The 25,303-nt window shown below is 36.8% G+C and carries 21 protein-coding genes; 4 read left to right on the forward strand and 17 right to left on the reverse strand.

Going from position 1 to position 25,303, the window contains the following annotated elements; genetic code table 11:
- Position 1 precedes the first annotated feature (1 nt).
- Positions 2-985, reverse strand: a complete 984-nt coding sequence (meaB, locus tag OMO38_RS12470; RefSeq protein WP_264750508.1) for a methylmalonyl Co-A mutase-associated GTPase MeaB — start codon at positions 983-985, stop codon at positions 2-4.
- Between the two features lie 183 nt (positions 986-1,168).
- Here meaB and OMO38_RS12475 point away from each other — a divergent pair, with 183 nt between their 5' ends.
- Positions 1,169-1,462, forward strand: a complete 294-nt coding sequence (locus OMO38_RS12475; protein ID WP_264750509.1) for a c-type cytochrome — start codon at positions 1,169-1,171, stop codon at positions 1,460-1,462.
- A gap of 24 nt (positions 1,463-1,486) precedes the next feature.
- Positions 1,487-1,774, forward strand: a complete 288-nt coding sequence (locus tag OMO38_RS12480) for a cytochrome C (protein ID WP_264750510.1) — start codon at positions 1,487-1,489, stop codon at positions 1,772-1,774.
- A 21-nt stretch (positions 1,775-1,795) separates the two neighbouring features.
- Here the strand turns inward: OMO38_RS12480 and OMO38_RS12485 are convergent, their stop codons facing one another.
- From OMO38_RS12485 to OMO38_RS12550, 14 genes are all read right to left on the reverse strand, one after another.
- A complete protein-coding gene (locus tag OMO38_RS12485; RefSeq protein ID WP_264750511.1) occupies positions 1,796-2,068 on the reverse strand; it encodes an enolase C-terminal domain-like protein in 273 nt (90 codons plus the stop codon).
- Positions 2,055-2,789 carry an enolase-like domain-containing protein gene (locus tag OMO38_RS12490; RefSeq protein WP_264750512.1) on the reverse strand — a complete coding sequence of 245 codons (735 nt, stop codon included), beginning with the start codon at positions 2,787-2,789 and terminating at the stop codon, positions 2,055-2,057. The genes OMO38_RS12485 and OMO38_RS12490 overlap by 14 nt, the downstream gene beginning before the upstream one ends.
- A gap of 3 nt (positions 2,790-2,792) precedes the next feature.
- Positions 2,793-3,395 (reverse strand): hypothetical protein, encoded by a 603-nt coding sequence (locus OMO38_RS12495; protein WP_264750513.1) that lies wholly within the window; start codon positions 3,393-3,395, stop codon positions 2,793-2,795.
- 26 nt (positions 3,396-3,421) lie between these two features.
- Positions 3,422-3,931, reverse strand: coding sequence for a tetratricopeptide repeat protein (locus OMO38_RS12500; RefSeq protein ID WP_264750514.1), 510 nt, complete (start codon positions 3,929-3,931; stop codon positions 3,422-3,424).
- Positions 3,918-4,616, reverse strand: coding sequence for a peptide chain release factor H (gene prfH, locus OMO38_RS12505; RefSeq protein ID WP_264750515.1), 699 nt, complete (start codon positions 4,614-4,616; stop codon positions 3,918-3,920). Before prfH ends, OMO38_RS12500 begins: the two co-directional genes overlap by 14 nt.
- A 479-nt stretch (positions 4,617-5,095) precedes the next feature.
- Positions 5,096-6,457 (reverse strand): RtcB family protein, encoded by a 1,362-nt coding sequence (locus tag OMO38_RS12510; RefSeq protein ID WP_264750672.1) that lies wholly within the window; start codon positions 6,455-6,457, stop codon positions 5,096-5,098.
- Positions 6,458-7,086: 629 nt separating this feature from the next.
- The gene (locus OMO38_RS12515; protein WP_264750516.1) at positions 7,087-7,587 is read right to left on the reverse strand and encodes a hypothetical protein; all 501 of its coding nucleotides are present in this window, start codon (positions 7,585-7,587) and stop codon (positions 7,087-7,089) included.
- A gap of 81 nt (positions 7,588-7,668) precedes the next feature.
- Positions 7,669-8,202 carry a hypothetical protein gene (locus OMO38_RS12520; RefSeq protein ID WP_264750517.1) on the reverse strand — a complete coding sequence of 178 codons (534 nt, stop codon included), beginning with the start codon at positions 8,200-8,202 and terminating at the stop codon, positions 7,669-7,671.
- 11 nt (positions 8,203-8,213) lie between these two features.
- Entirely contained in the window at positions 8,214-10,331 is a 2,118-nt protein-coding gene (gene scpA / locus OMO38_RS12525; protein ID WP_264750518.1) for a methylmalonyl-CoA mutase, read from the reverse strand.
- 520 nt (positions 10,332-10,851) lie between these two features.
- On the reverse strand, positions 10,852-12,897 hold the full coding sequence (locus OMO38_RS12530) for a prolyl oligopeptidase family serine peptidase (RefSeq protein WP_264750673.1): 2,046 nt from the start codon (positions 12,895-12,897) through the stop codon (positions 10,852-10,854).
- 178 nt (positions 12,898-13,075) lie between these two features.
- Positions 13,076-13,657 (reverse strand): hypothetical protein, encoded by a 582-nt coding sequence (locus OMO38_RS12535; RefSeq protein ID WP_264750519.1) that lies wholly within the window; start codon positions 13,655-13,657, stop codon positions 13,076-13,078.
- Between the two features lie 109 nt (positions 13,658-13,766).
- Positions 13,767-14,852, reverse strand: coding sequence for a peptide chain release factor 1 (gene prfA / locus OMO38_RS12540; protein WP_264750520.1), 1,086 nt, complete (start codon positions 14,850-14,852; stop codon positions 13,767-13,769).
- A gap of 81 nt (positions 14,853-14,933) precedes the next feature.
- Positions 14,934-17,771, reverse strand: a complete 2,838-nt coding sequence (locus OMO38_RS12545; RefSeq protein ID WP_264750521.1) for an alpha-amylase family glycosyl hydrolase — start codon at positions 17,769-17,771, stop codon at positions 14,934-14,936.
- A 168-nt stretch (positions 17,772-17,939) separates the two neighbouring features.
- A complete protein-coding gene (locus OMO38_RS12550; protein ID WP_264750522.1) occupies positions 17,940-20,006 on the reverse strand; it encodes a T9SS type A sorting domain-containing protein in 2,067 nt (688 codons plus the stop codon).
- Between the two features lie 336 nt (positions 20,007-20,342).
- Between OMO38_RS12550 and OMO38_RS12555 the strand changes: the two genes are divergently transcribed.
- Positions 20,343-21,215: a helix-turn-helix domain-containing protein gene (locus tag OMO38_RS12555; RefSeq protein ID WP_264750523.1), complete on the forward strand. Its 873-nt coding sequence runs from the start codon at positions 20,343-20,345 to the stop codon at positions 21,213-21,215.
- A gap of 97 nt (positions 21,216-21,312) precedes the next feature.
- Here the strand turns inward: OMO38_RS12555 and OMO38_RS12560 are convergent, their stop codons facing one another.
- A complete protein-coding gene (locus OMO38_RS12560) occupies positions 21,313-21,603 on the reverse strand; it encodes a hypothetical protein (RefSeq protein WP_264750524.1) in 291 nt (96 codons plus the stop codon).
- A gap of 181 nt (positions 21,604-21,784) precedes the next feature.
- Complete coding sequence (locus OMO38_RS12565) at positions 21,785-23,392, reverse strand: fumarate hydratase (RefSeq protein ID WP_264750525.1); 1,608 nt, start codon at positions 23,390-23,392, stop codon at positions 21,785-21,787.
- A 319-nt stretch (positions 23,393-23,711) separates the two neighbouring features.
- Here OMO38_RS12565 and fumC point away from each other — a divergent pair, with 319 nt between their 5' ends.
- Positions 23,712-25,106 carry a class II fumarate hydratase gene (fumC, locus tag OMO38_RS12570; protein ID WP_264750526.1) on the forward strand — a complete coding sequence of 465 codons (1,395 nt, stop codon included), beginning with the start codon at positions 23,712-23,714 and terminating at the stop codon, positions 25,104-25,106.
- Positions 25,107-25,303 lie beyond the last annotated feature (197 nt).

Raw genomic sequence — 25,303 nt, forward strand, 5'->3', positions numbered from 1 at the left:
ATTAATCTTTACTAAGAAATTTTTCAACAAATAATTTAGCTTCAGTGCTTGGATTTGAAACCAAAGCTGAGGCATTTTTTTTATGCATAAAATAAGCTTCTTCAAGAGATTCATTTCGCTTCATAGTACTTAAAATATACTCCTGCACCCAATATTCAAAGCGTTTTTCCGACTGTTCGGTTCTTACCAAATCAAAACGGTCAGCTTTCTTTTTTAATGAAATGAATTCGTCAATTTTATCATAAATTTCCTGTAAACCCTCATTATATAACGCCGAACCCAACAATACAGGAACTTTCCAGTTTTGTTCTTTGGATGGAAGAAAATCTAATGCACGCTTTAATTCAAGTCTCGTATTTTTAGCTTTTTGAAGATTATCCTGATCAACTTTATTGATAAATACCAGATCTACCATTTCCATAATCCCACGTTTGATGCCCTGAAGTTCATCTCCACCGCCGATAATCTTTAGAAATAAAAAAACATCCGTAATATCGGCAACCAAAACTTCAGACTGGCCTACTCCAACGGTTTCAATTAAAATATAATCATAACCTGCAGCTTCGCAGATCATCATGGTTTCAAATGTTGTGTTGGCCACACCTCCCAGAAAACCGGAGCTCGGAGAAGGTCTGATGAAAGCATTTTCTTCTTTCGCGAGTTCTTCCATTCTGGTTTTATCACCCAAAATACTTCCTTTGTTGATAGCTGAGCTTGGATCGATCGCCAATACAGCAACCTTTTTACCATTTGAAATTGCTAATCTTCCAAAATTTTCAATAAATGTAGATTTTCCGGCACCGGGAACACCCGTGATTCCGACACGAACCGATTTTCCTGTAAGAGGCATTATTTTTTTAAGTAAATCTTCTGCCTGAGTACGATGCTCTTCCTTTTTACTTTCAACTAAAGTAATGGCTTTTGCAATCAGGCGTTTGTTGCCCGACTGTATTCCTTCGATTAAATCTTCAGTAGAAAATTTCATTAAACTCTTTTAAGTTTTTAAAAGGTGCGATGTTCCTTTCAGTTTCACACACTCAAAAATATAAAAATAAGCTTCAAAATTCGAATAAACGCTGTATTAATTTTAATGCTTCTAAATTATAGCTCTGTACACAAAGCCTTTCGGGAATTGCTTACTTTTGTTTTAATCAAAATAATAAACTTCATGAAAAACATATTTCTTACCGCTTTTGTTTCATCTCTATTATTAGCTTCCTGCACACCGAAATCTAGTTCAGTTGCTGAAGCACCAAAATCTGCAACCAGCACTGCTGAACAGATGGCGCAGGGAAAAACGATTTTTGAAAATTCCTGTAAAAGATGTCACGGATTGCCGGATCCAACTGCCTATACTTCTGTACAGTGGGTAGGAATTATGAATTCTATGGCGCCAAAAGCAAAACTGACTGATGAGCAGCACCAGTGGGTTTATGACTATGTCGTTTCTGTGAAAAAGTAGGTATCCATCACTAAAAAGAATGAAATGAGAAAATTAATTTTAAGTATGATTTTAGGTTCAGCTTTTTTAGTCTCATGCGGACCGAAAAGTACAGCTGTAACAGGGCCCAAGTATACTTCATCTGAACAGTTAGCTCAGGGAAAAACGGTTTTCGAAAATTCTTGTAACAGATGCCACAAACTTCCAAATCCTGAGAAACATGACGATCTGGGTTGGATTAAAACTCTGAGCAGAATGGCTCCTAAAGCCAAATTAAATACTGAACAGCATCAGATGGTTTATGATTATCTGATTTCGGTAAATAAAAAATAGGCTTTCGTTTGAAAGCCTATTTTATTTTAATTCAATTCCTAAACCCGGTTTTCCGGAGAGAATAATTTTACCGTTTTCCACAAAGTTTCCCGCTGCATAATCATTGGATATAAGTGTTGCACCATCCAAATCGGCATAATCTACAAGTCCCGCGAGAAGACAGGCTGCGGAAATTCCTACTGTAGATTCTGTCATGCAGCCTATCATAATTTTATAATTCAGCTCTCTCGCTTTTTTAATCATTTCTAATGCGGGAGTCAATCCACCACACTTCATCAGTTTAAATATTGACACTTTGATAATATGGAACCAGTTTATCTAACGAGTGTAAATTTTGGCAATCTTCGTCTGCCATCCAGTTGGCAAAGCTTTCTTTTTTTAATATTTTATAATGATCAACAGGACGGGGCTGTTCTAAGTATAAAAATTCCTGAATCTTAACATTTTCCTGAAGCCAAACGCAATCTTCATCAGAAAAACTCGCGTTAGAATCTAAAGCAATGTTTCTGTTTAGTTTTAAAAGTTCCTCAACATGATTTTTATCTAAACCCTTGCATTTTACTTTGAACTGATTCCAATTACTTTTGTCAATCTTCTTAATCTGCTGCTCTATCTCTCCAACGGAAATAGTGATGGAGCTTTCAGCCAAATTCTCTGTGGGAAGTTGATTGAGTTCTATAAAACTTTTATTCTCCAGTTTTCCAAACAAATCCCAATACGCACAATCTAAAGCAGAAACTAAAAATGGATGAAGATTTAAACTCAATAAAAATGTAAAAAATTCTTTAGGATGAATGATTTCCTGACCTTCAATCTGATCTTGAATTTCTTTTAATTTTAAAATAAAACTCTGTAAATTAATCTGATAATAATCAATCGCCACACACTCTCCATAACCTTTGCAGCCTCGATGAGATAATTCAATTAACAATGCATCACGGTGATTGTAATTTCCGTAAGCAATGGAGAATGTTTCTTTTAATTGTAGTTGTTTTAGTGTGAAATTTATCTTCATATCTTAACTTACCCAATGATCAAATGATTTTATTTCCTTCCAGTCTCCATTAATCTTTTTATAAATTGCAGTATATCCATTTGCATTTAAATATCCACAAGAAACCGAATTTTGCACAATACACATAGTTTTATCTTTATTAAAAAAAGGTACAGAAAAACTGCGGATACATTTGTGTCCATATTTTTTGTCAAATTCAGTCCAAAAATCACTATTTTTAATTTCATTTAGTTTGTGAAGTTCTTCATCTGTAGCGTATTGCAGTTTTTGCCTAACCTTTCTTTTATCAAATCTGAAATTGAAAATCATTTTCTCTTGATTTCTATAATAAGCGGAGTCCTTTTGTAAAAAAACTGAATTATATTTCAAAGTTATTCCGATTGGCTTTGGCTCATCAGTTTCATTTTCGTAGAGATAAACGCTTTTTAACGTACTACTATAAATAAAGTGCTTTTGATTGTATGATAAACTATCACTGTCTATTAATTGATTCAAAACCTCATATCTTAAATCCAGAGTTCCATCTTTTTGGATTATTTCTTTCTCCACCACTTTCTTTTTACAGGAAATAAATAGCAATAGAATCAAAAATAAATAGTTTTTCATAAATTAAATTTACAAAAAAAGGAGACTTATTTCGTCTCCTTCCTGTTTTTAGATTTCTTCGGCATTTTAGATTTGATGAATTTCTTTCGGTTTTTCATAAAATCCAAACTTTGTGGCGTGAAGCAAAATTTCTCCGCTTCGGTCAAAAATTTTAATGCATTCGGAAGACTTCCTCTCATCTCAGATAACAATGCTCTGTAAAACCATAGAGTCGATCTGTCAATTCCTTTGATTTTCAAAGAATAGCTAATCAGTTTTTCTGCTTCCTGAAAATCTTCGTTGTCCAAAAGACATTTAATGTAGTATTTTGGCGTATTCAGATTGGTCACATCACACTGCATTGCTTCCTCGAAATAGAGTTTTGCTTTTTCATAGTCATCGAGCATTTCGCTGTAGATTCTTCCCATCAGACAAAGCGAATCTGCATCTTCAGGGTCGTAGGAAAGCGCATAATTCAACGCTTCCAGACAATCCGGCAAGCTGTATGGATAATTATCCAGCGCTTCAAAATAATATTTACTTTTAGTTAAGGTCATTTCTGTAGTTTTTTAATTCATTTTTCAGTTGATGTCTTTCTTTTTTGAAAGATTTCTCCTGATGATTCTTTTTAAAATCGGTTCCTGAAAAAGTTCGGATAGGATTTCCCCGCTGAACATTCAAATGATTGTTCCAGGTTTCCTGCATCTGTTTTTCCAATTGTTGAATGTGAAATTCCATCACTTTTTCTTTTAATCGAACAATAGAAAGTTTCTTATTCTCCAATTGCGAACGGGAATCCTGCACGAAAACACTCTGTCCGGTTTTCAGATAAGTTGCACGAACAGCAGTTTCCACTTTATTCACATTTTGTCCGCCACTTCCCTGACTTCTTGCGGTCTGAAACTGAATGTCTCTTTCATTAAAATCCATTTTCTCCAAACCTTCCAATTCAAAAATCCCGATAAACCAGTTGCTTCTTTTATGGAATTTCCTAAAAGTGCTTTTTCCAATCCAAAGAATGCTTCCGAGCCAGTTTTTCAGAAATTCATTAGCTTCTTTTCCTTTTAAAACTAAAGTCGCAGATTTCAAAGTCAGGTTTTCGTCGCCATTTTCGCGGTGGATGATTTCGTAACCGATTTTATTTTGTTTTGCTTCCTCAAGGAAGACCTTCAGAACTTTGGCAACTACCCACTGACATTCCAAAGGTCCTCTTCCCGAGGTGATTTGTATTATTTTGTCCATTTTATTTTAGGAGCTTAATCCCGCTTGCAGTTTATACTGAGGTTGTCGAAGTGCTGTATCTTTTTTTGCCTTCACTTTTTTCAAGCCTACGCAAAAAAAGGATGCCGCTTCAAAACGAAGTTTCGACGATTCTATATAATAAAATATATATATTAAGAGTCAATCGGGGCTATGGTTCTTCTCCTTTTTATTACTATTTGTTATAATATTGAGTTTAATTAACTCATTAAAATCTTGTCTGTCATATAGTCGAGATATTATCAATAGCATCGGGCTTTAGCCCGATGTAGATTATGTAGAATCAAAGGCTTTAGCCGAAACTTATTATAGATTTTGGCTAAAGCCAACTCTTCATCATCCTTCATTAAATGGGCTAAAGCCCATTCCTATTGATATTTTACAACTGTTTTAACTATGAAAATCAGGTTGTTAATTATTTTTGTAGGCTCGTTGCCAACAACTCCAACCTATTAACCAAATTATTTATCCATCCTCACAATTCGGGGTTGGAAAGTTCCGAGAATATCGACCAGTTCACTTTGAGCGTTCATTACTTCATTGATGTCTTTGTACGCCATCGGTGCTTCTTCCGCATTTCCGCCCATCAAGGTGACATTTTTGAGTTTTAATTCTTTCTTAATGTCATTTTGAGTGAAGCGGTTTCTACATTCTCCTCTCGAAAAAGCCCGTCCAGCTCCGTGTGAAGCCGAGTTTAGTGAATCCGGATTTCCTTTTCCACGCACGATGAAACCTTTTGCCGTCATCGAACCGGGAATCATACCCAACTCGTTTTCGTTGGCTGGAGTTGCACCTTTTCTGTGAACAATCACCTCTTTCCCGTTATGAATTTCTTTCCACGCAAAGTTGTGATGGTTTTCGATTCTGGCTTTCACTCTTCCGCCGACCGCTTTCACCAGTCTCCTGTGAATATCGTCGTGGCAGGCCGAAGCATAATCTCCAGCGAGATTCATCGCTGTCCAGTATTCTAATCCGAGGTGCGTGTTCAAATCCAGCCAGGCGAAATTTTGTGCTTCTTTCGGTAACGGACATTGTTCGGTCGCCACTCTCGAATAATACTGAGCGATTTCCGCTCCCAATCCACGAGAACCGCTGTGAGAAAGAATTCCGAGGTATTTTCCTTTCGGAAGATTGATTTGCTCGTCTTCTTCCGTAATTTCCACTTCACCGAATTCCACAAAGTGATTTCCGCCACCGGAGCTTCCCATTTGTTTGATGGCTTTTCCTTTTAATCTTCTCAAAATCGGAATTAAATCGAACGTATCTCTGTCGAAAATCTCGTGGTCGATGTGAGATTTGTGCGTTTCATACATCCCGAATTTGGTGTGTTCGGCAAGCGCTTTTTCATATTTATCTTTGGCGCCGTCGAGATATGAAATTGGCGTATCCAAAATACTGAGCGACATTCTGCATCCGATATCCATCCCGACTCCATAGGGAATCACGGCATTTTCTACTGCGAGAACGCCACCGATTGGAAGTCCGTAACCACTGTGTGCATCGGGCATCAAAGCGCCCTGCGTTGCAATTGGCAGTTTCAGTGCGGTGTACAATTGGTTTTTTGCTTCATCTGAAATATCATTTCCGAAAATCTGGAAAGACGCCCGGTTGGTGTTGAGCATTCTTTTCTCAGTTTTCTTTGATGAAAGCAGAGCTTCTGCAATTTGTCCGAAGGTTAAATCTTTCTCGAAGTTCTCCGGATTCTGCTGGATTTCCTTGAGTAGAGATTTCACATAATGAATATTTTTGGTTGCAAAATTTCTTTTCATCACTTCCAAAGCAATGTTGACGCTCTGGTTGTTTGGATAGCCTAATTTTAATATATCTTTTCATTTTAATTTTAAATTTCCCATTGTTTTATATAATTGATGAATGATGAGAGATCATTGATTTTCTCGCATCTGGTTTGCCAACTGAAATTTTAGTTGGTTTTATTCAGACCTTCAAGGTTTTGAAACCTTGAAGGTTTAAGGCAGGAGTTTGTCCTAGCCCCGATTGCAGCGGCATCCTTTTTTGTGCGTGGGCCTGAAAAAATCGTTGGCGAAAAAAGATACAGTGGACAGCAGGAAATTGCTCCTTAAAAAAAATAATAGGTAACAATTCGACGTAGTCAAATAGCTCCTGATAAAAATTTTTGATTTCGGGGAAACGTTTTGAGTTTGAAATATTGCGCAATAAAAAACCCGAAATCTTACGACTTCGGGTTTTGATATTTCATTATACTGTTGTTCTAAGAATGTACCAAACCACGAAGCCTTACCACCATAAGTGGCAAACCGGAAGGAGAATTATGATCTAGTTTGAACATTGCTTCGTTGTTTTTTAATTGGTTGAACTTGATTTTCAGATGCAAAGATAGAATAATTTTGAATCTGACAAATATTTTTTGAGAAAATTCATAAAAAAAACCTGAATAGATTTTTATATTCAGGTTTATATTGTAAAATTTAGTTTAATCTTTTGAGCCGAGATCATCCATGGTGTCACTCATTCCGCGAGAAGTCTGATCAGATGTTCTTTCTGAATCCAGAAAGTAAAGATTATGTCTTGCTTTTGCGATAATACCATTATAAACATCTTCCGGAAGACCAGCTGTATCAGATTTTTCGTCACTGAATGACGGTTTATTATAGACTTTCAGCGCACCGTGCTGATCCATGATTTTTTTCGCACTCTGTGCTTCTGTAATATTTGAAGTGTATACAACGACGTTGATTTTTCCTACACTTTCTCTGCTGTAAGCATCTAATAATTCGTTATCACTTACAAACATGTGATCCCAGAAACTTCTTGTTTTTTCGTCGTCTTTATAATCACCGACAGCTGATTCGTCTTCAATTTTAGATTTTGAAACGATGATATCTGCTTCGCTGAATCCCTGATTTTTTAATTCTGATGTGATTTCCTCTGTATTGACAGTTGCAGGAAATACTGAAACTACTGTATAAGCCATAATATTCTATTTTTTGGTTATGGCTATCAATGCAAATGGTGTGCAAAATGGATTCGTAAAATAAAGGTAATATTATAAATTTTATTTGGAGAGGCTATTCCATGGAAATATTGTGAGCAAATATTGTTTTACTTTTGGCTCAATTATCACTCTATAATCATTTAAAAAAGCAGAAATAAAATTGTAATTTTCAAAATTATTGATGTCAAATTTTTTACTGATGTCAAATGGTCTATGCTTGATTTCAAATTCTACAAATTTTCCTTTAATTAACTTTGTAGAAGCACTGTTATCCAATTCGATTAAATCATCTTTTAATACAAATCTAAAGTTATCAGGAAAAAAATCATTTAGCAGCGATGAAATCTTTATTGCTTGTTCAGTTGAGATCAATGCAATTATGTTAGAACATTTATTTGCCATAAAAGATATAATTGAATGTTCTATTTTAGTACCTGAAACACTAAGTTTTCCTTCAGTTAGATAGGTATCAAAACAAAAATATGGATCTGAAATATTATTTTTAACAAAAGAATAATCATATTCTTTCAGCACTAAAAAATCTTGCAATTCTTCAAATGATTTTCCTAGAAAACTTTCAGGTACATATTCCATAACGTTAAAAATCAATCTAAAAACCGATTCAAAATATCCACTGCACATTTAGGTAAATTCGTTCCCGGACCGAAAATAAAATCAGCACCATTTGCATACAGATACTCATAATCCTGTTGTGGAATTACGCCACCTACGACAACTGTAATATCTTCTGCACCTAGTTTTTTCAGTTCTTCAACAACCTGCGGAACCAAAGTTTTGTGACCTGCCGCCAGAGACGACACACCCAAAATATGAATGTCATTTTCCACCGCCTGTTTTGCTACTTCTTCAGGAGTTTGGAATAATGGCGCAACATCAACGTCAAATCCCATGTCGGCAAAAGCAGTTGCCACTACTTTTGCCCCGCGGTCATGACCGTCCTGACCCATTTTTGCCACCATAATTCTCGGGCGGCGACCTTCTTCTTCTTCAAATTTCTGAGTAAGCTCGAGGGCTTTTCCAAAGTATTCGTTTTTACCTGCATTCATAGCGTAAACTCCCTGTATTGTTCTGATGTTGGCTTTGTAACGTCCGAAACTTTCTTCCATCGCATCGCTCATTTCGCCCAAAGTCACCCTTCTGCGGGCGGCCTCGATGCAAAGTTCTAAAAGATTTCCGTTACCAGTTTTAGCACAATTTCTAATATCATTTAAAATTTGGCTGACCGCCTCGGTCTTTCTGGTTGATTTGATAGATTCAAGTCTTTCGATTTGTTTTCTGCGGACTTCCGTGTTATCGATATCTAAAATGTCAATTGGCGTTTGTTTTAAACTCGATCTGAACGAATTAACACCAATGATAAATTCTTCACCGCTATCAATTTTCGCCTGCTTTTTTGCGGCAGCTTCCTCAATTCTCATTTTTGGAATTCCTGCTTCGATGGCTTTGGTCATTCCGCCTTCTTTTTCAACCTCATCGATGAATTTCATCGCTTCTTCGATCATCTGCTGAGTTAAAGCTTCTACAAGATTGCTTCCACCCATCGGATCAACGACATCGCAGATTCCGCTTTCCTGTTGAAGAATAATTTGTGTATTTCTCGCAATTTTTGCAGAATAATCTGTCGGAAGTGCAATGGCTTCATCCAAAGCGTTAGTATGCAAAGACTGAGTTCCTCCCAAAGCTGAAGATAAAGCTTCGATGGCAGTTCTTGTGATATTATTAAATGGTTCCTGTTCCGTCAAAGACCAACCAGACGTCTGAGAATGCGTTCTTAATGCTAAAGATTTTGGATTTTGTGGATTAAACTGCTTTAACAATGTTGCCCAAATATATCTTGCAGCACGCATTTTAGCAATTTCCATGAAGTGATTCATTCCGATTGCCCAGAAAAAAGACAGTCTTGGAGCGAAATCATCGACGTTCATTCCTGCTTTTATTCCGGTTCTTACATATTCCAAACCGTCGGCTAAAGTATAAGCCATTTCCAAAACCGGCGTGGCTCCGGCTTCCTGCATGTGATAGCCTGAGATGGAAATTGAATTGAATTTCGGGATATTTTTAGAAGTATATTCAAAAATATCAGCAATGATTTTCATGGATGGTGTTGGCGGATAAATGTAAGTATTCCTTACCATGAATTCCTTTAAAATATCATTCTGAATAGTCCCTGAAAGCTTATCCTGAGAAACGCCCTGCTCTTCTGCAGCGACAATATAGAAAGAAAGAATCGGCAAAACGGCACCGTTCATCGTCATTGAAACTGAGATTTCATCCAAAGGGATTTCATTAAATAGAATCTTCATATCCTCAACGGAATCAATCGCAACACCAGCTTTCCCAACGTCGCCGACTACTCTTGCGTGGTCAGAATCATATCCTCTGTGGGTTGCCAAATCGAAAGCTACGGAAAGTCCTTTTTGTCCGGCTGCCAGATTTCTTCTGTAAAAAGCATTGGATTCTTCAGCAGTTGAAAAACCTGCGTACTGACGCACCGTCCACGGTTTCTGAACATACATTGTGGAGTAAGGTCCCCGTAAAAAAGGAGCAATTCCCGGTGAAGAATCGCTGATAGTCTGATCTTTAATATCCTCAGAACTGTATTTTGATTTCAATTCAAGACCGTCTTTCTCGAACTGATAGACTTCCAAATGTTTTTCTGATATAGTAAATTGGGGATTTTTATTCTGAATTTCCCTTCTCATGCTTTCTGATTTAAGATTTTAAAAGTAAGCATTTTTGGATTAATGTTTTGGTGCTGATTTTCAGTTTGAAAGAATAATTTTAAACACATCAGTCATAGGAGATTTTTTAAAATTGTTCCACATAAAAGGACACATTATTCTTTGAAAAAAATTTGATTTTCTTTCTAGTTGATTCCTGTTTTCTAAGCTTGTTCTAAGCTTGAAGCGACTTAAAAATCTTTAATTGGTTTTAAGATTTTTGATGAGGATCAGAGGATTTCATTCTATTCTTTAATAAGTTGTTACTTTGGGACTTTTAATCACCTACACAAATTTCATTAATAATGTTTTTTGTCACGAATGCACGAATTATCATTATTAAATATAGTAAAAATCCAATTTCGCAGGAAAATACATTCGTGAATTCGTGGCGATTTTTTAATTGAAACAGATAAAAAATAATCTTTAAAAGCTTTAATAAAAAAAGCGACACCGTCTGTTACAATGTCGCTTTTATATTTAATTAAAAATAGTATTCTAATTATTTTCCTAATTTTTTCACACCCATTTCATACAGCGCAAAAGAAAGCAAATCTGCATTTTCACTGATGACCTGGTCGGTTGCTCTTCCTGCGCCGTGACCTGCGTTCTTTTCAATTCTTACCAAAATCGGGTTGGCACACTTCTGTTTCTCCTGCAATTCTGCCCCAAATTTAAACGAGTGTGCCGGAACCACTCTGTCATCGTGATCACTTGTGATAATCATCGTTGATGGATAACAGGTTCCTGCTTTTACATTGTGAACCGGAGAGTAGGATTTTAAATAATTAAACATTTCCTTATTGTCTTCGGCCGTTCCGTAATCGTAAGACCAACCTGCACCGGCAGTGAATTTGTTGTATCGCAACATATCTAAAACACCAACTCCCGGGAAAGCAACTCTTGCTAAATCAGGACGCATCGTCATCGTTGCCCCAACCAAAAGTCCACCGTTTGATCTTCCTGAAAGCGCCATGTAATCTTTTGAAGTATAGCCTTTAGCCTGAAGGTATTCTCCAGCTGCTATGAAATCTTCGAATACATTTTTCTTATCCATTTTTGTTCCTGCATCGTGCCATTTTTTACCATATTCTCCACCACCGCGGATGTTTGGAACGGCATAAATTCCGCCATTTTCCATCCAAATCGCATTGATAACGGAGAAGGAAGGCTGTAAACTGATGTTGAAACCACCATAAGAATACAGCATTGTCGGATTTTTACCATCCATCTTTATTCCCTTCTTATAGCTGATCATCATCGGAACTTTTGTACCGTCTTTTGATGTGTAAAAAACCTGTTCAGAAACGTAATCTTCGGGATTGAATTTTACTTTCGGCTTCTGATACACCTCAGATTTTCCGGTGTCTGCATTGAATTTATAAGTCGTTCCGGGTGTGATATAATTGCTGAAAGAATAGTACATATCCTTCTCCTTTTTCTTACCACCGAATCCACCGACATTCCCTTTTCCAGGCAAAGAAATTTCCCGGATAAGTTTTCCAGTTTTGTCGAACTGTTTTACTTTGTCAATCGCATCAACCATGTAGGTTGCAAAGAAATATCCTCCGCCTGCAGAAATTCCCAACACATTTTCCGTTTCAGGGATCACGTCTTTCCAGGTTGCCGGAGCTGGATTTTGGATGGTAGTTTTCACTAAACGCATATTGGGCGCATCTTTATCGGTAAAAATGTAGAGATTATCGCCGTCTGTATCCAAAATATTGGCATTGATATCAAAACCACTGTTGATCTGTACGAAATCGCCACCTTTTTTTAGGTCTTTAATATAAACTTCATTTCCATTAGTCGCATTGGCTGCAGAAATTATCAAATATCTTTCGTCTTCAGACAGGTACGCTCCCAAATATCTTCGCGGTATTTTTTCTCCTCCGAAAATCAACTGGTCGGCAGATTGTTTTGTACCTAATTTATGATAGTAAACCTTATGTTTATCTGTCATGCCTGAAAGCACTGTTCCTTCTTTCGGTTTATCATAACTTGAGTAGTAAAAACCTTCATCGCCCTGCCACGCAACGCCGCTGAACTTGACGTCAACAATGGTTTCATCGATTTGCTTTTTGGTAATTGCGTCGATAATGATGATCTTGTTCCAGTCGCTTCCACCTTCTGAAATGGCATATGCTGCCAGATTTCCTTTTTTATTGAAAGACAGACTCGAAAGTGATGTTGTTCCTTTTTCTGAAAATTTATTTGGATCTAAAAAAACTTCTGTTGTTTTGGTTTTGTTATCGGTTCTGTACAATACAGATTGTGCCTGCAGTCCGTTATTTTTATAGTAATACGTATAATCTCCTTCTTTAAAGGGTGCACCGATCTTTTCGTAATTCCAGATGTCTGTCAGTTGTTTTGCGATTTCCTGTCTGAACGGAATTTTAGATAAATAATTCTGGCTGAAAGCCACCTCTTCATCCACCCATTTTTTGGTGTGTTGAGAGTCGTTTTCCAAATCTCTGTACGGATCTGCAACGGCAGTTCCGAAGTAAGTATCGGTTTGATTTCCTTTTATAGCTTTAGGATAATTCATTTTCTGAGAATAAAAAGTAGCTGAAAAAAGTACTCCAGCAGTTAATAAGATGGGTTTAAAATTCATTGTGAAGGATTTGACCAAAAATAAGGAAAGTTGGGGGAATAAAAAAAGCTTCAATGTGAGAAGCTTGTTTCTATGTTTAAATAAAAGAATTAGGAATTAAATTGTAATCTAATTATTTACTTATTTTAGGCTTATAACTATTTACTGATTGCCAATACACGGTGTAAAAATCTTTATTATTGCTTAAATTTTTAATACCATTAGAAAAATACTCAATAACTTTTGTTTTGTCTGAGTGCGAATCACTTAAGCAGTCATCATTATTTTCATCAAAGACCATGATAGATGCATATATTTCTTCCCAACTTTCATCTCCATCTGCATAAACTGTATAAAGTTTATCTTCATTTTCAAACAACTTCACTTTTTTCCAAACCAATATTGTATGTTGATCACCGACATTAGGTCTTATCTCAATTGTCCACTTACCAAATTTATCATACATAACCTTTTTGGAATACATCGCAGAGAAAACAGCGTTAAATTTCAATACGTGAAAATTAACAGAATCTTTTTTCAGTGCTACAGCTTTTTTTAGAATGCTATAATTTAAGTATCCATTCTTATAAATAAAAGGAGTATTTGGATTTGCTGTTCTTTGACGAGTGCCAAAACCTCGTTCTTTACTTTTTTTCTGCGCTAAAGATTTGGTTGATAGTATCGCAAATAAAAGTAAAAGAAGATTTTTTTTCATAAGATGGTATCTGATTTCAAATATACATTTTCAGTTAATAATTTCCGATAGCCATAATAAAAAAACTTCCGATTTCTCAGAAGCTTTACAATATTTTAAAAAGAAAATCTTAATAATTTTCCTCTTCACCTTTCATTTTCTCGGCATTTTCAGCCATGATTACTGCATCAATCATATCAGAGATATCACCATTCATGTACGCATCAAGATTGTACATTGATTTGTTAATTCGGTGATCGGTAACTCTTCCCTGAGGATAGTTGTACGTTTTGATTTTTGCAGAACGGTCACCTGTGGAAACCATAGATTTACGCTGTGCAGCAATATCGCCAACAGATTTTTGAACTTCGATATCGTATAATTTTGTACGGAGCATTTCCATTGCCAGTTCACGGTTTGCCAACTGAGAACGTGCCTGCTGACAAACCACTACCATTCCTGATGGCTTGTGCGTAAGCTGTACTTTCGTTTCAACTTTGTTTACGTTTTGTCCACCCGCTCCACCTGAACGTGAAGTCTGCATTTCGATATCTGCAGGATTTAATTCAAAATCGATTTCTTCAGCTTCCGGTAAAACAGCAACAGTAATTGCTGACGTGTGAACTCTACCCTGAGATTCGGTTTCCGGAACACGCTGTACACGGTGAACTCCGGATTCAAATTTCATGATTCCGTAAACGCCGTCACCTTCAATCTTCAGAATAAGTTCTTTATACCCTTTTGCAGCTTCGCTGGAGTCTGTGATCTCATGCTTCCAACCCTTTGTTTTGAAGAACATGGCATAAGCTCTGTAAACATCTTCCACGAAAATCGCAGCTTCATCACCACCGGTTCCCGCACGAAGTTCTACAATAACGTTTTTATCATCTGCAGGATCTTTAGGAATCAATAGAACTTTCAATTCTTCTTCCAAACCGGGAAGTTTCTGTTGAGCTTCCACCTTTTCCTCTTTAGCCATATCCACCAAGTCTCTGTCTGAACCATCTGCAATGATTTCGTCAGACTCTGCGATATTATCTAAAGCACCTTTATATTGATTGTAAACATGTACAATTTTTCCTAAATCGCTGTATTCTTTATTTAATGAAGAATATTTTTTCTGATCCGAAATTACATCTGGCTGTATAATAAGGTCTGCAACCTCATTATATCTTTGTTTGATCGCTTCTAATTTTGGAATTAATGACTTAGACATATTAAAAATTTAGTATGCAAAGATACGGATTTGATGATAAATAAAAAAAGCTCATTTTCATGAGCTTAATGTTATTAATTTTTACTGAACGATCATCTTCTGAATGGCAACTCCATTATCTGTTTTCAGATGAACGAGATAAGTTCCTGCAGGATAATTGACTGTTAATTCATAAGTTCCGTCTTCATTTTTCAGTTTAAATGAATCCATTCTCTTACCGCTCATGTCATAGATAAAGATCTCTCCGTTTTTAGCTTTATGATAAATCAGTTTAGCCAAACCGCGTTTCACAGGGTTGTCTGCAATCTGAAGCGATAATCTTTTATCTAAATTTTCTTCAATCGTAGATAACGTTGTAAAAGGATTTCCGAAAATTCTGAACTCTCCGGGCTGAAGGGCAATAGGTGCTGTGGTTGACGTAACATTGAATGCTGTATTATCCATTAAATTCTGCCATTGACCTATAAAAGGGAAATAGGGAACTACATTTTTAGCCGTTGTATCATAATTTGCCAGAACGACAACATTTTTAACACCTGTAGTCAGTAAAGGATCAGTAATATAAATTCTTGTAATCAAACCATTTGGATCGTTGGTCAGATTATTAGACTCGACTGTATATGTTTTTGATTTGAAAACAGGATGAGCATTTCTTACATTAATAATTTGTGCCCAAGTGTTATAAATTGCTTTTCTGTTGACATTCGTATCATAATTTAAGATGAAGGCAACAGGTTTCTCGTCAGTTCTGCAATTATTATTAATGCTTCCATCCGGACATCTGTTGATGCTGAATTCGTAACCCAATTCGCCAAACTGCCAGATCATTTTCGGGCCTGGAATTGTAAAGAATGTCGCCCCGAAAGTTTTCATTCTTTCTAAAGCGGTATTTAAATTTTTCACATCATACGATCCATTCACTGCTCCGTAAGCCAGATTTTTAAACATTAATCTTTCCTCATCGTGACTTTCGCCATACCCAATTCCATGCATATTGGTAAATCCGTGAAGTTCATGATCCATTCTGTCAAAATTGCTGTTTTGATTGTAGCCCATTGTACTTTGGTTGTAAGGGCCAGTCTGATTATTCCAAAGCATCACGCCTTTTCCTTCTGCCACTCTGTAGTTTGCCCACTGCTGTTCTTCGGCATCGGTTCCCAAATGCTCAAAAATCATGTACGATGTAGGATCAAGAGCCCATTGTTTATCTGCATACCCTTTCAGAATATCCACTCTGTCCTGCTGATAGGCATTAGTACATGTTTCATCATTTGCAGTACAGTTTTGGGTGAAACCTTTCGTTAAATCCCAGCGGAAACCATCTACTTTGTATTCGGTTAACCATTGCTGTAAGGTTCTTTCAACATAATACTTTGTTGCTACACTTGTATGGTTAAAGTCATTGAACACATTGTAAGAATGCTTCGGAACAGTATTAAAGTAAGGATTGTTTGCCGCAACATCACCGTAACCATCACCGTCCGGATCGACATTCCAAAGTCTTACCAAAGGAGATCTTCCTGTAGCATGATTAAAAGCAACATCCAATATCACTGCGATTCCGTTTTGGTGACAGAGATCTACAAATTCTTTGAATTTTTCCGGAGTTCCATAAGCTTTATCCAAAGCATAATGAAATGAAGTATTATATCCCCAGGAATTATTCCCTTCAAATTCCATGATCGGCATCAGCTCAATAGCATTGATTTTTAAATCTTTTAAATAATTGATTTTATTGATTAAAGACTGCCAGTTTTTCTCTTGTGTGAAATCTCTTAAAAGCAATTCATAGATAATTAAATTTTCCTTATTTGGTCTTGCAAAATTGGTCACCTGCCAGTTGTAAGGCGTCTGACCTGTTTTAAACATAGAAACTTCAAAGCCCTGCCCCGCAGGAAAAGCTGGTAATCCCGGATAGGTAGTTGCCGAGATTGTAGGATCATCATAAGACGATAAAATCTGTGGTGAATATGGGTCTGCAACTTTTCTCAGATCATTGGTTCTATACTGGAAAGTATATAATTGCTGAGGCATTAATCCACTTAACTCGATCCAGTACAAATCAGGATTTGTTGTATCTCTTTTCATCAGATAGGTATCATTAACCGCCCAGTTATTGAAGCTTCCGATGACATGCACAAAACTTTTAGAAGGAGCATATAATGCCAGACCAACTTTGGTGTTATCTGTAGGATTATAATTGATTCCCTGCCTAATCCAACTTGGAATTGCCTGCGAAACGACATTTCTTGGAACCTGAAGAGTGAATGTGGCACTTTTTACTGCTGAGTTTGCTGTTGCAATTAATTCCATATCTGCATCTGCAGTGACGGTATAATTAAAACTGTAAGAAGTAGACGGCGCTGTAGTAGAATTCACAACAGTTCCGTTTGCTTTCAGTTGGAAAGTTGCACTCACAGTAGTTGTAGCTGCGATATTAATAGGATTTCCCACAGGCACCGAAGTTAAACTACCTGCAGCAGGATTGGTTAGATTTAAATTTAATGTTCCGACATTGACGAAAATATCGGGTGTTGTCTGGTGATTTCCCGTTTTAGTTTTAAGTAAAAAACCGAATCTCCCGATGCCTGTACGACCATAAAATGTTGTTGGAGTAAAGGTTAAAGAATAAGTATCTGTACCTGAGTTATAAGACAGCTTATTCAGTTCGTTGGAGTTGGTCCATGTTCCGTTTGTTGGGCAGTCCTGGCTGTTGAGATAATTCTGATCCAAAGACCACGTCCAAATATAAATGGCATTATTAGTAACTCCCCAAGCCGATTCGTCAATCTGACTGCCGGGAACTGACAGTGTAATCTGATCTGTTTCGTTAAATGGATTAGGATTTATGGTATAAGTTATCTGCCCAAATACAAAACTTGCAGTCAACAGATACAATAAGAAATACAACTTTTTCATTATCGTTAAATTTTAATAAAAGTAGAATAAAATCTTTTACGAATAAGAAAACTTTTAAACTTTATTATTCTCTAAATACAAATCACAAAAAAGCCCATACAAAATGCATGAGCTCTCAATGTAAAAAATAAAATTAAAATTTAAAATATCTGTGATTTGGTGTGTATTTTAGTTTTTAATAATCTTTTTTGAAACCTTCTGACCGTCTTTCAATATCAGTTCTACAATGTAAACTCCGTTTGGAAGTCCGCTCATATTAATTTGGTTATTTTTAAACTGTACATTTATTTTTTGTCCAACAATACTGGTAACATTTACGTTTTCAACATTTGAATCTGTTTTAATATTTAAAATTCCTTTCGTCGGGTTTGGATAAACTCCTAATGTTACTTTTCTGATATCGTTTGTACTTAATGCTGTTACTTCTTTCATACATCTTAAAGAAGCTCCCTGTCCTCTCGGTGCACCTGACGAAGGATTGGCTATAGTAGTTCCTATGTACAGATATTTCCCTCCTGTACTCGCAACATCTGAACTCCAGAAATATCCTCTTTGTCCTACAAATGTAAATCCGCCGTCTGAGCTGCCTCTATATCCACCTGCTGGTAATTTTAATTTGCTGCTGTATGCTGTGGCTGGATTTCCGATTGATTCTGCATTCACTAAAGATGTCCAGTCTGCCTGAGATGGCATTTTCCAGTCTGGTCCTATTGCTTTACATGGATCTGCTCCAATTGCAGAAGTTACTGCAGATGCACCAGATGCCGACCACTGATCACTTGTTGCATTGGTTCCCCACCAGGAACTTCCACTTGCTCCTACAATATAATGGTTGATTCCTGTCAATCCGCCTGGGTTATTCTGTGCCGGCGCTGCACCTGTTGCTGAAGTTCTGGTTTGGTGACCGTCATCCCACCTTCCCCACTGGAAAAGATCTCCGTAAGAATCTGCATCTGTCATTGAAGTGGCTACCTGTGAACTACCCAAGTTTTGCTGAAGCCAAATTTTCCCATCTGTACCACGCACTGTGGTGTAGATCACAGGCTGACCTTTATAATTAAATGTTACGCAACCGGTGTCTCCCGGAGTATTTCCAGGATCTGAGTTGTTACAGGCAGGTGTAACCGTAGTAGGTGCAGGAATTGAAATACGTTTTACCTTCACTCCAGCCTGCGAGTAAGATAACACCAGATAATTGTTAATTTTATCAATAGCTACATCATTGTACGTTGCCTGACCGTCAGATATAAAAGCTCCTCCAAAACTGACCCAAGCCTGAGTGGCAGTATCAAATTTATAAGCTGTGTTTTTTAGCATATCATCATTTTCCCAACGGCTTGCTACGACATACGGCTCTCCCGCAGAAGTCACAGCAATCGCAACATGCTGAACCTTTCCGCTGGAAAAATTTGCAGCACCAACTTGTGACCATGAAGTTCCGTTGAATTTTTTAACATTTAATTTCTGCCCGCCTGCAGTATTTGAAACATAAGCAACATACAGATTGTTACTGGCATCAATCGCAATATCAGAAGTATACTGCTCAGAAGATGAAGCGGCATCTACAATTGCTCCACCCACCAAAGTCCAGTTATCTGCAGAGGTAGCAGTAGTTGTATTTTCATATACCCTTACACCGCTGGCAACATTACAGGTGTAAATCTTATTGTTTGAACCGATTACCATTTCTGCGAATGTGGCACCCGTTGAAAAACCTGTATTTCCTACCTGTTCCCACGCGCCGTTCAGGTAACGCTGAACCGTTCCTGAATTGTGTGTAGAATATGTAAATAGGGTGTTTGCTGAAGAAACAGCAGAAGCCTGATAATTCACTGTTGAGGTTATAGGACTGGCCAGCTGCGTCCAAGATGTCCCGTTAAACTGTCTCACTTCAAGACCTGTTCCCTGATTGGTATAATAAATATTATTTCCTGATGGCGCTACCGATAAAGAATTAAAGGTTGCAAAACCAGTTGTGATACCTGCCACTCCACCAACATGAGACCATGAAGTTCCGTTAAATTTCTGCACAGATCCTTTTGAAACAGAAAGATCGTAATAAGAGACGTAATAATTCCCCTGAGCATCAATAGCTAAATTATTAAAGCTGCTCCCGGCTGCAGATATAGTCGCCGCACCTACATCCTGCCATTGCTGAGCATATGAAAAACTTCCCGCAAGAGTTAGTATTCCTAAGCCTATTTTTGATATTGTTAAATATAAATTTTTAAACATAATAAAATCTTATTTTTAATTATTCTAAATTGATTTTAAATTTTGCGCAAAATTACTCCTATGAATGAAGTACAGCTTATCATTTCCAAAAAATGTGTTATCATAGTTTGTGTCTGGAAAATTGCTTCTGATTAATGGGTATAATGAAATGTAATAACCACCTGATATTCAACAAATCTTAAAATCTTAAGACAGCAAGCATTAATAATTATGATTAATATTATTTTTATTTATTCTAATTTACTTTAACTTTGTAGCGATAATAATTTAATCCAAAGTCGAAATAATTGGTTAATCGCCTACTCCTTCCTCTCCAATCGGAACAAAATGAACTACATGCAGAAGCAAACAAGAAAAGGATTACTATTTACATCTGATGATATCAGTATCGTAATGCATGAAAACTCATATTCAGGAAATATTATAAAGACTACATTTCTCGAAGAAAAGTCAAGTTTCAACTTGCTGTTTCTGTTGAGTCCTAATATTCATCTGACTACAGATAATTTTGAAACACAATTTAGATTCAATAGAAATCAGTATATTTTACACTACAGCGTTGAAGAAAGCCATGCAGAACTCTGGACTGACAGTGATATCTTACGGTGTATACAGATTCAGATTAATTACCAGTATATCTTCAATTTAATTAATCCAGATTCCAGTCAGGAGAGCGCTGAAATTCTTAAAGAAATGACCAGTAATCAATTTGTTTTCCTCCATCAGAAAACACCGCCAAACATCACTGTGGAGATGCATCTGATTTTGAACGAAATCGTTAGCTATTACAGAAAGGGAGTAATGCAGAAGCTTTTTGTAGAGGCAAAAGTTATTAAATTGCTGATCTTAATTTTTGAACAGTTTCATGATAAAAATATGACTGAGGACTTATCTAAAACCCCACTCATTATTAAGAAATTTGTTGACGAAAATTATCACAGGAATTTAAAGATTGAGGAAATAAGTAAAATTTTAGGAATTAACGAGACCAAAATCCGAAAAGAATTTAAAATACATTTTCAAAAAACGATTACCGACTATATTTCTGAACTGAGAATGTTGAAAGCCAGAAAACTGATTGTCAACAAAGATCTGATGATCAAAGAAATCGCCATTGATTGCGGGTATGAATATGTTCAAAATTTCACCCGCGCATTCAAGAAAAAGTTTGGTGTTTCTCCAGAAAAACTGAGAACGAGCTCTTTTTAAAAACAGAAAAACCACTGATAAATCAGTGGTTTTATATATGTTGTTTTGCTATGATATCACTTTTTCAGAATTAAGGTGAAAAAGCGATGACATTCAATTAATGATGTCCGTGGTCGTGCCCGTGGCTATCGTGGATGAAAGGACCGTGACCTTTAGGCTGGTTGAAGATTACTTCAACACCTTCCTGCTCGGTAATTAGTTTTCTTCTGATGTCTTCAGGATCGAAAGGTTTTACCTTACCAAAATATTCCTTCAAACCTTCTGTTAACCACAATGGGATAACAAAACCGAAAAACATAAAAATACACCAGAACCCTACTAGGAACATTGTAACAAAGTAGATTGTCCAAAGGAACTGATAAAACGGCCAAAATGCTGATAACATCATCTTTCTTATAGATTTTAGGCAAAAATAGGACTTTTTTCTTTTTCATCAAAAGATATAGAACCTAAATTTTGCAATTTGTTTTTATTTTAAACTAATTACTAAGTGTCAGATATTAGATTTCAGATTTTAGACTTTCAATTATTCTTCTGATTTCTGATAAATAGCATTCCAAACTAGTTAATTAATGCGCCAAATTTGCGAAGAAATCATTCCCTTTATCATCTGTAATAATGAATGCAGGGAAATCTTTCACCTCAATCTTTCTTACTGCTTCCATCCCCAATTCAGGGAAATCTACCACTTCAACAGACAGAATATTGTCTTTTGCCAAGATTGCAGCCGGTCCGCCGATTGAACCGATGTAGAAACCGCCGTACTTATTACATGCGTTCGTGACATCAGCAGTTCTGTTTCCTTTTGCCAACATCACCATACTTCCGCCGTGACTCTGGAATTCGTCTACGTAAACATCCATTCTTCCCGCAGTCGTTGGCCCGAAACTTCCTGAAGCCATACCTTCCGGTGTTTTCGCAGGCCCAGCGTAATAAATTGGGTGATTTTTGAAATATTCAGGCATTGGCTGTCCTGCATCTAACAATTCTTTGATCTTTGCGTGAGCAATATCTCTCGCAACAATCAAAGTTCCGTTTAATTTTAACCTGGTTTTAATTGGATATTTTGAAAGTTCAGCCAAAATTTCAGGCATAGGCTTGTTTAAATCAATTTCTACTGCTTCTTCCAAATGTGGCGGCGTTGCAGGTAAAAATCTTTTCGGATCCTGCTCCAACTGCTCTAAGAAAATACCGTCTTTGGTAATTTTTCCTTTGATATTTCTGTCAGCTGAACATGAAACTCCCATCCCAACCGGGCAAGATGCTGCGTGACGGGGCAATCTGATCACTCTCACATCATGCGTTAAATATTTTCCTCCAAACTGAGCACCAATAGCACTTTCCTGACATATTTTCTGAACTTTCGCTTCCCACTCCAAATCTCTGAACGCCTGTCCGGCTTCATTTCCTTCTGTCGGGAGATTGTCGTAATATTTTGCAGAAGCTTTTTTTACCGCAGCCAAATTCGCTTCAGCTGAAGTTCCACCAATCACCAAAGCCAAGTGGTAAGGCGGACAGGCCGCTGTTCCCAAATCTGAAATTCTCTCTTTCACAAAAGCTTCCAGAGATTTTTCGTTTAGTAAAGATTTTGTTTTTTGGTAAAGGAAGGTTTTGTTAGCAGAACCTCCACCCTTCGTTAAGAATAAAAATTCGTAGTAATTTCCTTTTTTAGCATAGATGTCAATCTGCGCCGGAAGATTTGAACCTGAATTTTTCTCATCAAACATCGTCAGAGGAACGACCTGAGAATATCTTAAGTTTCTTTTTTGGTAAGTATTGTAGATTCCTTTGCTTAAATATTCACCGTCTTCTACTCCAGTGTAAACATTTTCTCCTTTTTTCCCCATTACGATTGCCGTTCCGGTATCCTGGCAAGAAGGTAAAGCACCTTCCACAGCAACAGCTGCATTTTGAAGTAAATTGTAAGCAACAAATCTGTCGTTATCGGTTGCTTCAGGATCATCAATAATTCTTCTTAAACTTTCCAAATGCGAAGAACGAAGCATGAAAGAAACATCTGCCATAGCTTCTTCAGCCAACAGTTCCAAACCTTTCGGATCGATGGTTAAGACTTCTCTTTCCCCATGTTGCTCCACTTTCACATAATCTGAAGTCAATTTTTTATAAACCGTATCATCTTTCAATATTGGATACGGATCCTGATATTTAAAATCCATTTACTTTCTATTTTCGGTGCAAAAATAAAACATCGTGAAAAAAGCATGAGCAAAATCAGCGATTTAGGCACGTATTTATAATGATTATAAATTGTGAGATTATTCTACATTGTTTAACTTTATAAAACTTTTTAACCACAAAAGTCACAAAAGTTTTTGATGCTGTTTATTTAAGTTTAATAAAGATCTTATATAAGATCACAATAGTTTTAAAAATCTAAGATTTTTACTTTGCGAACTTTAAATTTTATTATTACATCTTTAAATTAAAGCATTAGCCTTTTGTGCCTTTTGTGGTTAACTAAATATTTCAATCACAATGAATTACAGAATAGAAAAAGACACCATGGGTGAAGTGCAGGTTCCTGCAGACAAATTTTGGGGCGCACAGACAGAGCGTTCAAGAAACAATTTCAAAATCGGTCCGGAAGGCTCTATGCCTCATGAAATTATCGAGGCATTTGCTTATTTAAAGAAAGCTGCGGCCTATACCAATGCAGATTTGGGAGTTTTAGATGCTGGGAAAAGAGACATGATTGGAAAAGTTTGCGACGAAATATTGGAAGGAAAACTCAACGATCAGTTTCCTTTGGTGATCTGGCAAACGGGCTCGGGAACACAATCGAATATGAATGTGAATGAAGTAATTGCCAACCGATCTCATTTTAATGCAGGCGGAAATTTGGGCGACAAAACTGAAGTTCACCCGAATGACGATGTCAATAAATCTCAGTCTTCCAACGATACTTATCCAACCGCGATGCACATTGCTGCCTATAAAAAGGTGGTTGAAATTACCATTCCCGCAGTTGAGAAACTAAAAAATACGTTGAACGAGAAAGCTGTTGCGTTTAAAGACATTGTAAAAATTGGGAGAACGCATTTGATGGATGCTACCCCATTAACTTTAGGTCAGGAATTTTCAGGATATGTCGCTCAATTAAATTACGGCATCAAGGCTTTAAAAAACACCTTACCTCACCTTTCTGAACTGGCTTTGGGAGGAACAGCGGTAGGAACCGGTTTGAACACGCCTCAGGGTTATGATGTAAAAGTTGCGGAATACATTGCAAAATTTACCAACCTTCCTTTTGTAACAGCGGAAAATAAATTTGAAGCTTTGGCCGCTCACGATGCGATCGTAGAATCTCACGGAGCGCTGAAACAACTGGCCGTTTCACTTTATAAAATCGCTCAGGATGTAAGATTATTGGCTTCGGGACCCCGTTCTGGAATTGGTGAAATTCATATCCCAGAAAATGAGCCAGGATCTTCAATTATGCCGGGAAAAGTAAATCCTACACAAAATGAAGCTTTGACAATGGTTTGTGCTCAGGTTTTAGGTAATGACACCACAATTTCTTTTGCGGGAACTCAGGGAAATTATGAATTGAATGTTTTCAAACCGGTCATGGCTTACAATTTCCTGCAGTCGGCTCAATTAATCGCTGATGCATGTATTTCATTCAATGATCATTGTGCAGTTGGCATTGAGCCTAATCATGAGAGAATTAAAGAATTAGTTGATAAATCTTTAATGCTGGTTACAGCCTTGAACACGCATATCGGTTATGAGAACGCTGCAAAAATTGCAAAAACTGCTCACAAAAACGGAACGACCTTAAAACAAGAAGCGATTAACCTAGGTTTTGTTACTTCTGAACAGTTTGACGAATGGGTGAAGCCTGAGGATATGGTGGGAAGTTTGAAATAATCTATTGCCCACAGATTGCACAGATTTTCACAGATTTTAGATCTGCTCAATTTGCAAAATCTGCGTGAGAAGAAAGCGTGATAGTTTTCAAACATTCATTAGATTTTTTTATGCAAATCCGTGAGATCTTTGAGAGATTTAAAATTTAAATAATTGATAAAACTCCGTGGAAATAAATTTCTACGGAGTTTTCTGTT

The sequence above is a fragment of the Chryseobacterium kimseyorum genome (assembly GCF_025971945.1).
Lineage (GTDB): Bacteria > Bacteroidota > Bacteroidia > Flavobacteriales > Weeksellaceae > Chryseobacterium > Chryseobacterium kimseyorum.

Bases quoted from the DNA above. Each gene is read 5' to 3' on its own strand.
- scpA (WP_264750518.1), bottom strand. From the start codon at position 10,331: ATGAGAAGGGAAATTCAGAATAAAAATCCCCAATTTACTATATCAGAA.
- prfH (WP_264750515.1), bottom strand. From the start codon at position 4,616: ATGGACAAAATAATACAAATCACCTCGGGAAGAGGACCTTTGGAATGT.
- fumC (WP_264750526.1), top strand. From the start codon at position 23,712: ATGAATTACAGAATAGAAAAAGACACCATGGGTGAAGTGCAGGTTCCT.
- OMO38_RS12535 (WP_264750519.1), bottom strand. From the start codon at position 13,657: ATGAAAAAAAATCTTCTTTTACTTTTATTTGCGATACTATCAACCAAA.
- OMO38_RS12490 (WP_264750512.1), bottom strand. From the start codon at position 2,789: ATGAAGATAAATTTCACACTAAAACAACTACAATTAAAAGAAACATTC.
- OMO38_RS12500 (WP_264750514.1), bottom strand. From the start codon at position 3,931: ATGACCTTAACTAAAAGTAAATATTATTTTGAAGCGCTGGATAATTAT.
- OMO38_RS12515 (WP_264750516.1), bottom strand. From the start codon at position 7,587: ATGGCTTATACAGTAGTTTCAGTATTTCCTGCAACTGTCAATACAGAG.
- OMO38_RS12565 (WP_264750525.1), bottom strand. From the start codon at position 23,392: ATGGATTTTAAATATCAGGATCCGTATCCAATATTGAAAGATGATACG.
- meaB (WP_264750508.1), bottom strand. From the start codon at position 985: ATGAAATTTTCTACTGAAGATTTAATCGAAGGAATACAGTCGGGCAAC.
- OMO38_RS12555 (WP_264750523.1), top strand. From the start codon at position 20,343: ATGCAGAAGCAAACAAGAAAAGGATTACTATTTACATCTGATGATATC.
- OMO38_RS12495 (WP_264750513.1), bottom strand. From the start codon at position 3,395: ATGAAAAACTATTTATTTTTGATTCTATTGCTATTTATTTCCTGTAAA.
- OMO38_RS12480 (WP_264750510.1), top strand. From the start codon at position 1,487: ATGAGAAAATTAATTTTAAGTATGATTTTAGGTTCAGCTTTTTTAGTC.
- OMO38_RS12520 (WP_264750517.1), bottom strand. From the start codon at position 8,202: ATGGAATATGTACCTGAAAGTTTTCTAGGAAAATCATTTGAAGAATTG.
- OMO38_RS12475 (WP_264750509.1), top strand. From the start codon at position 1,169: ATGAAAAACATATTTCTTACCGCTTTTGTTTCATCTCTATTATTAGCT.
- OMO38_RS12550 (WP_264750522.1), bottom strand. From the start codon at position 20,006: ATGTTTAAAAATTTATATTTAACAATATCAAAAATAGGCTTAGGAATA.
- OMO38_RS12530 (WP_264750673.1), bottom strand. From the start codon at position 12,897: ATGAATTATCCTAAAGCTATAAAAGGAAATCAAACCGATACTTACTTC.
- OMO38_RS12545 (WP_264750521.1), bottom strand. From the start codon at position 17,771: ATGAAAAAGTTGTATTTCTTATTGTATCTGTTGACTGCAAGTTTTGTA.
- prfA (WP_264750520.1), bottom strand. From the start codon at position 14,852: ATGTCTAAGTCATTAATTCCAAAATTAGAAGCGATCAAACAAAGATAT.
- OMO38_RS12560 (WP_264750524.1), bottom strand. From the start codon at position 21,603: ATGATGTTATCAGCATTTTGGCCGTTTTATCAGTTCCTTTGGACAATC.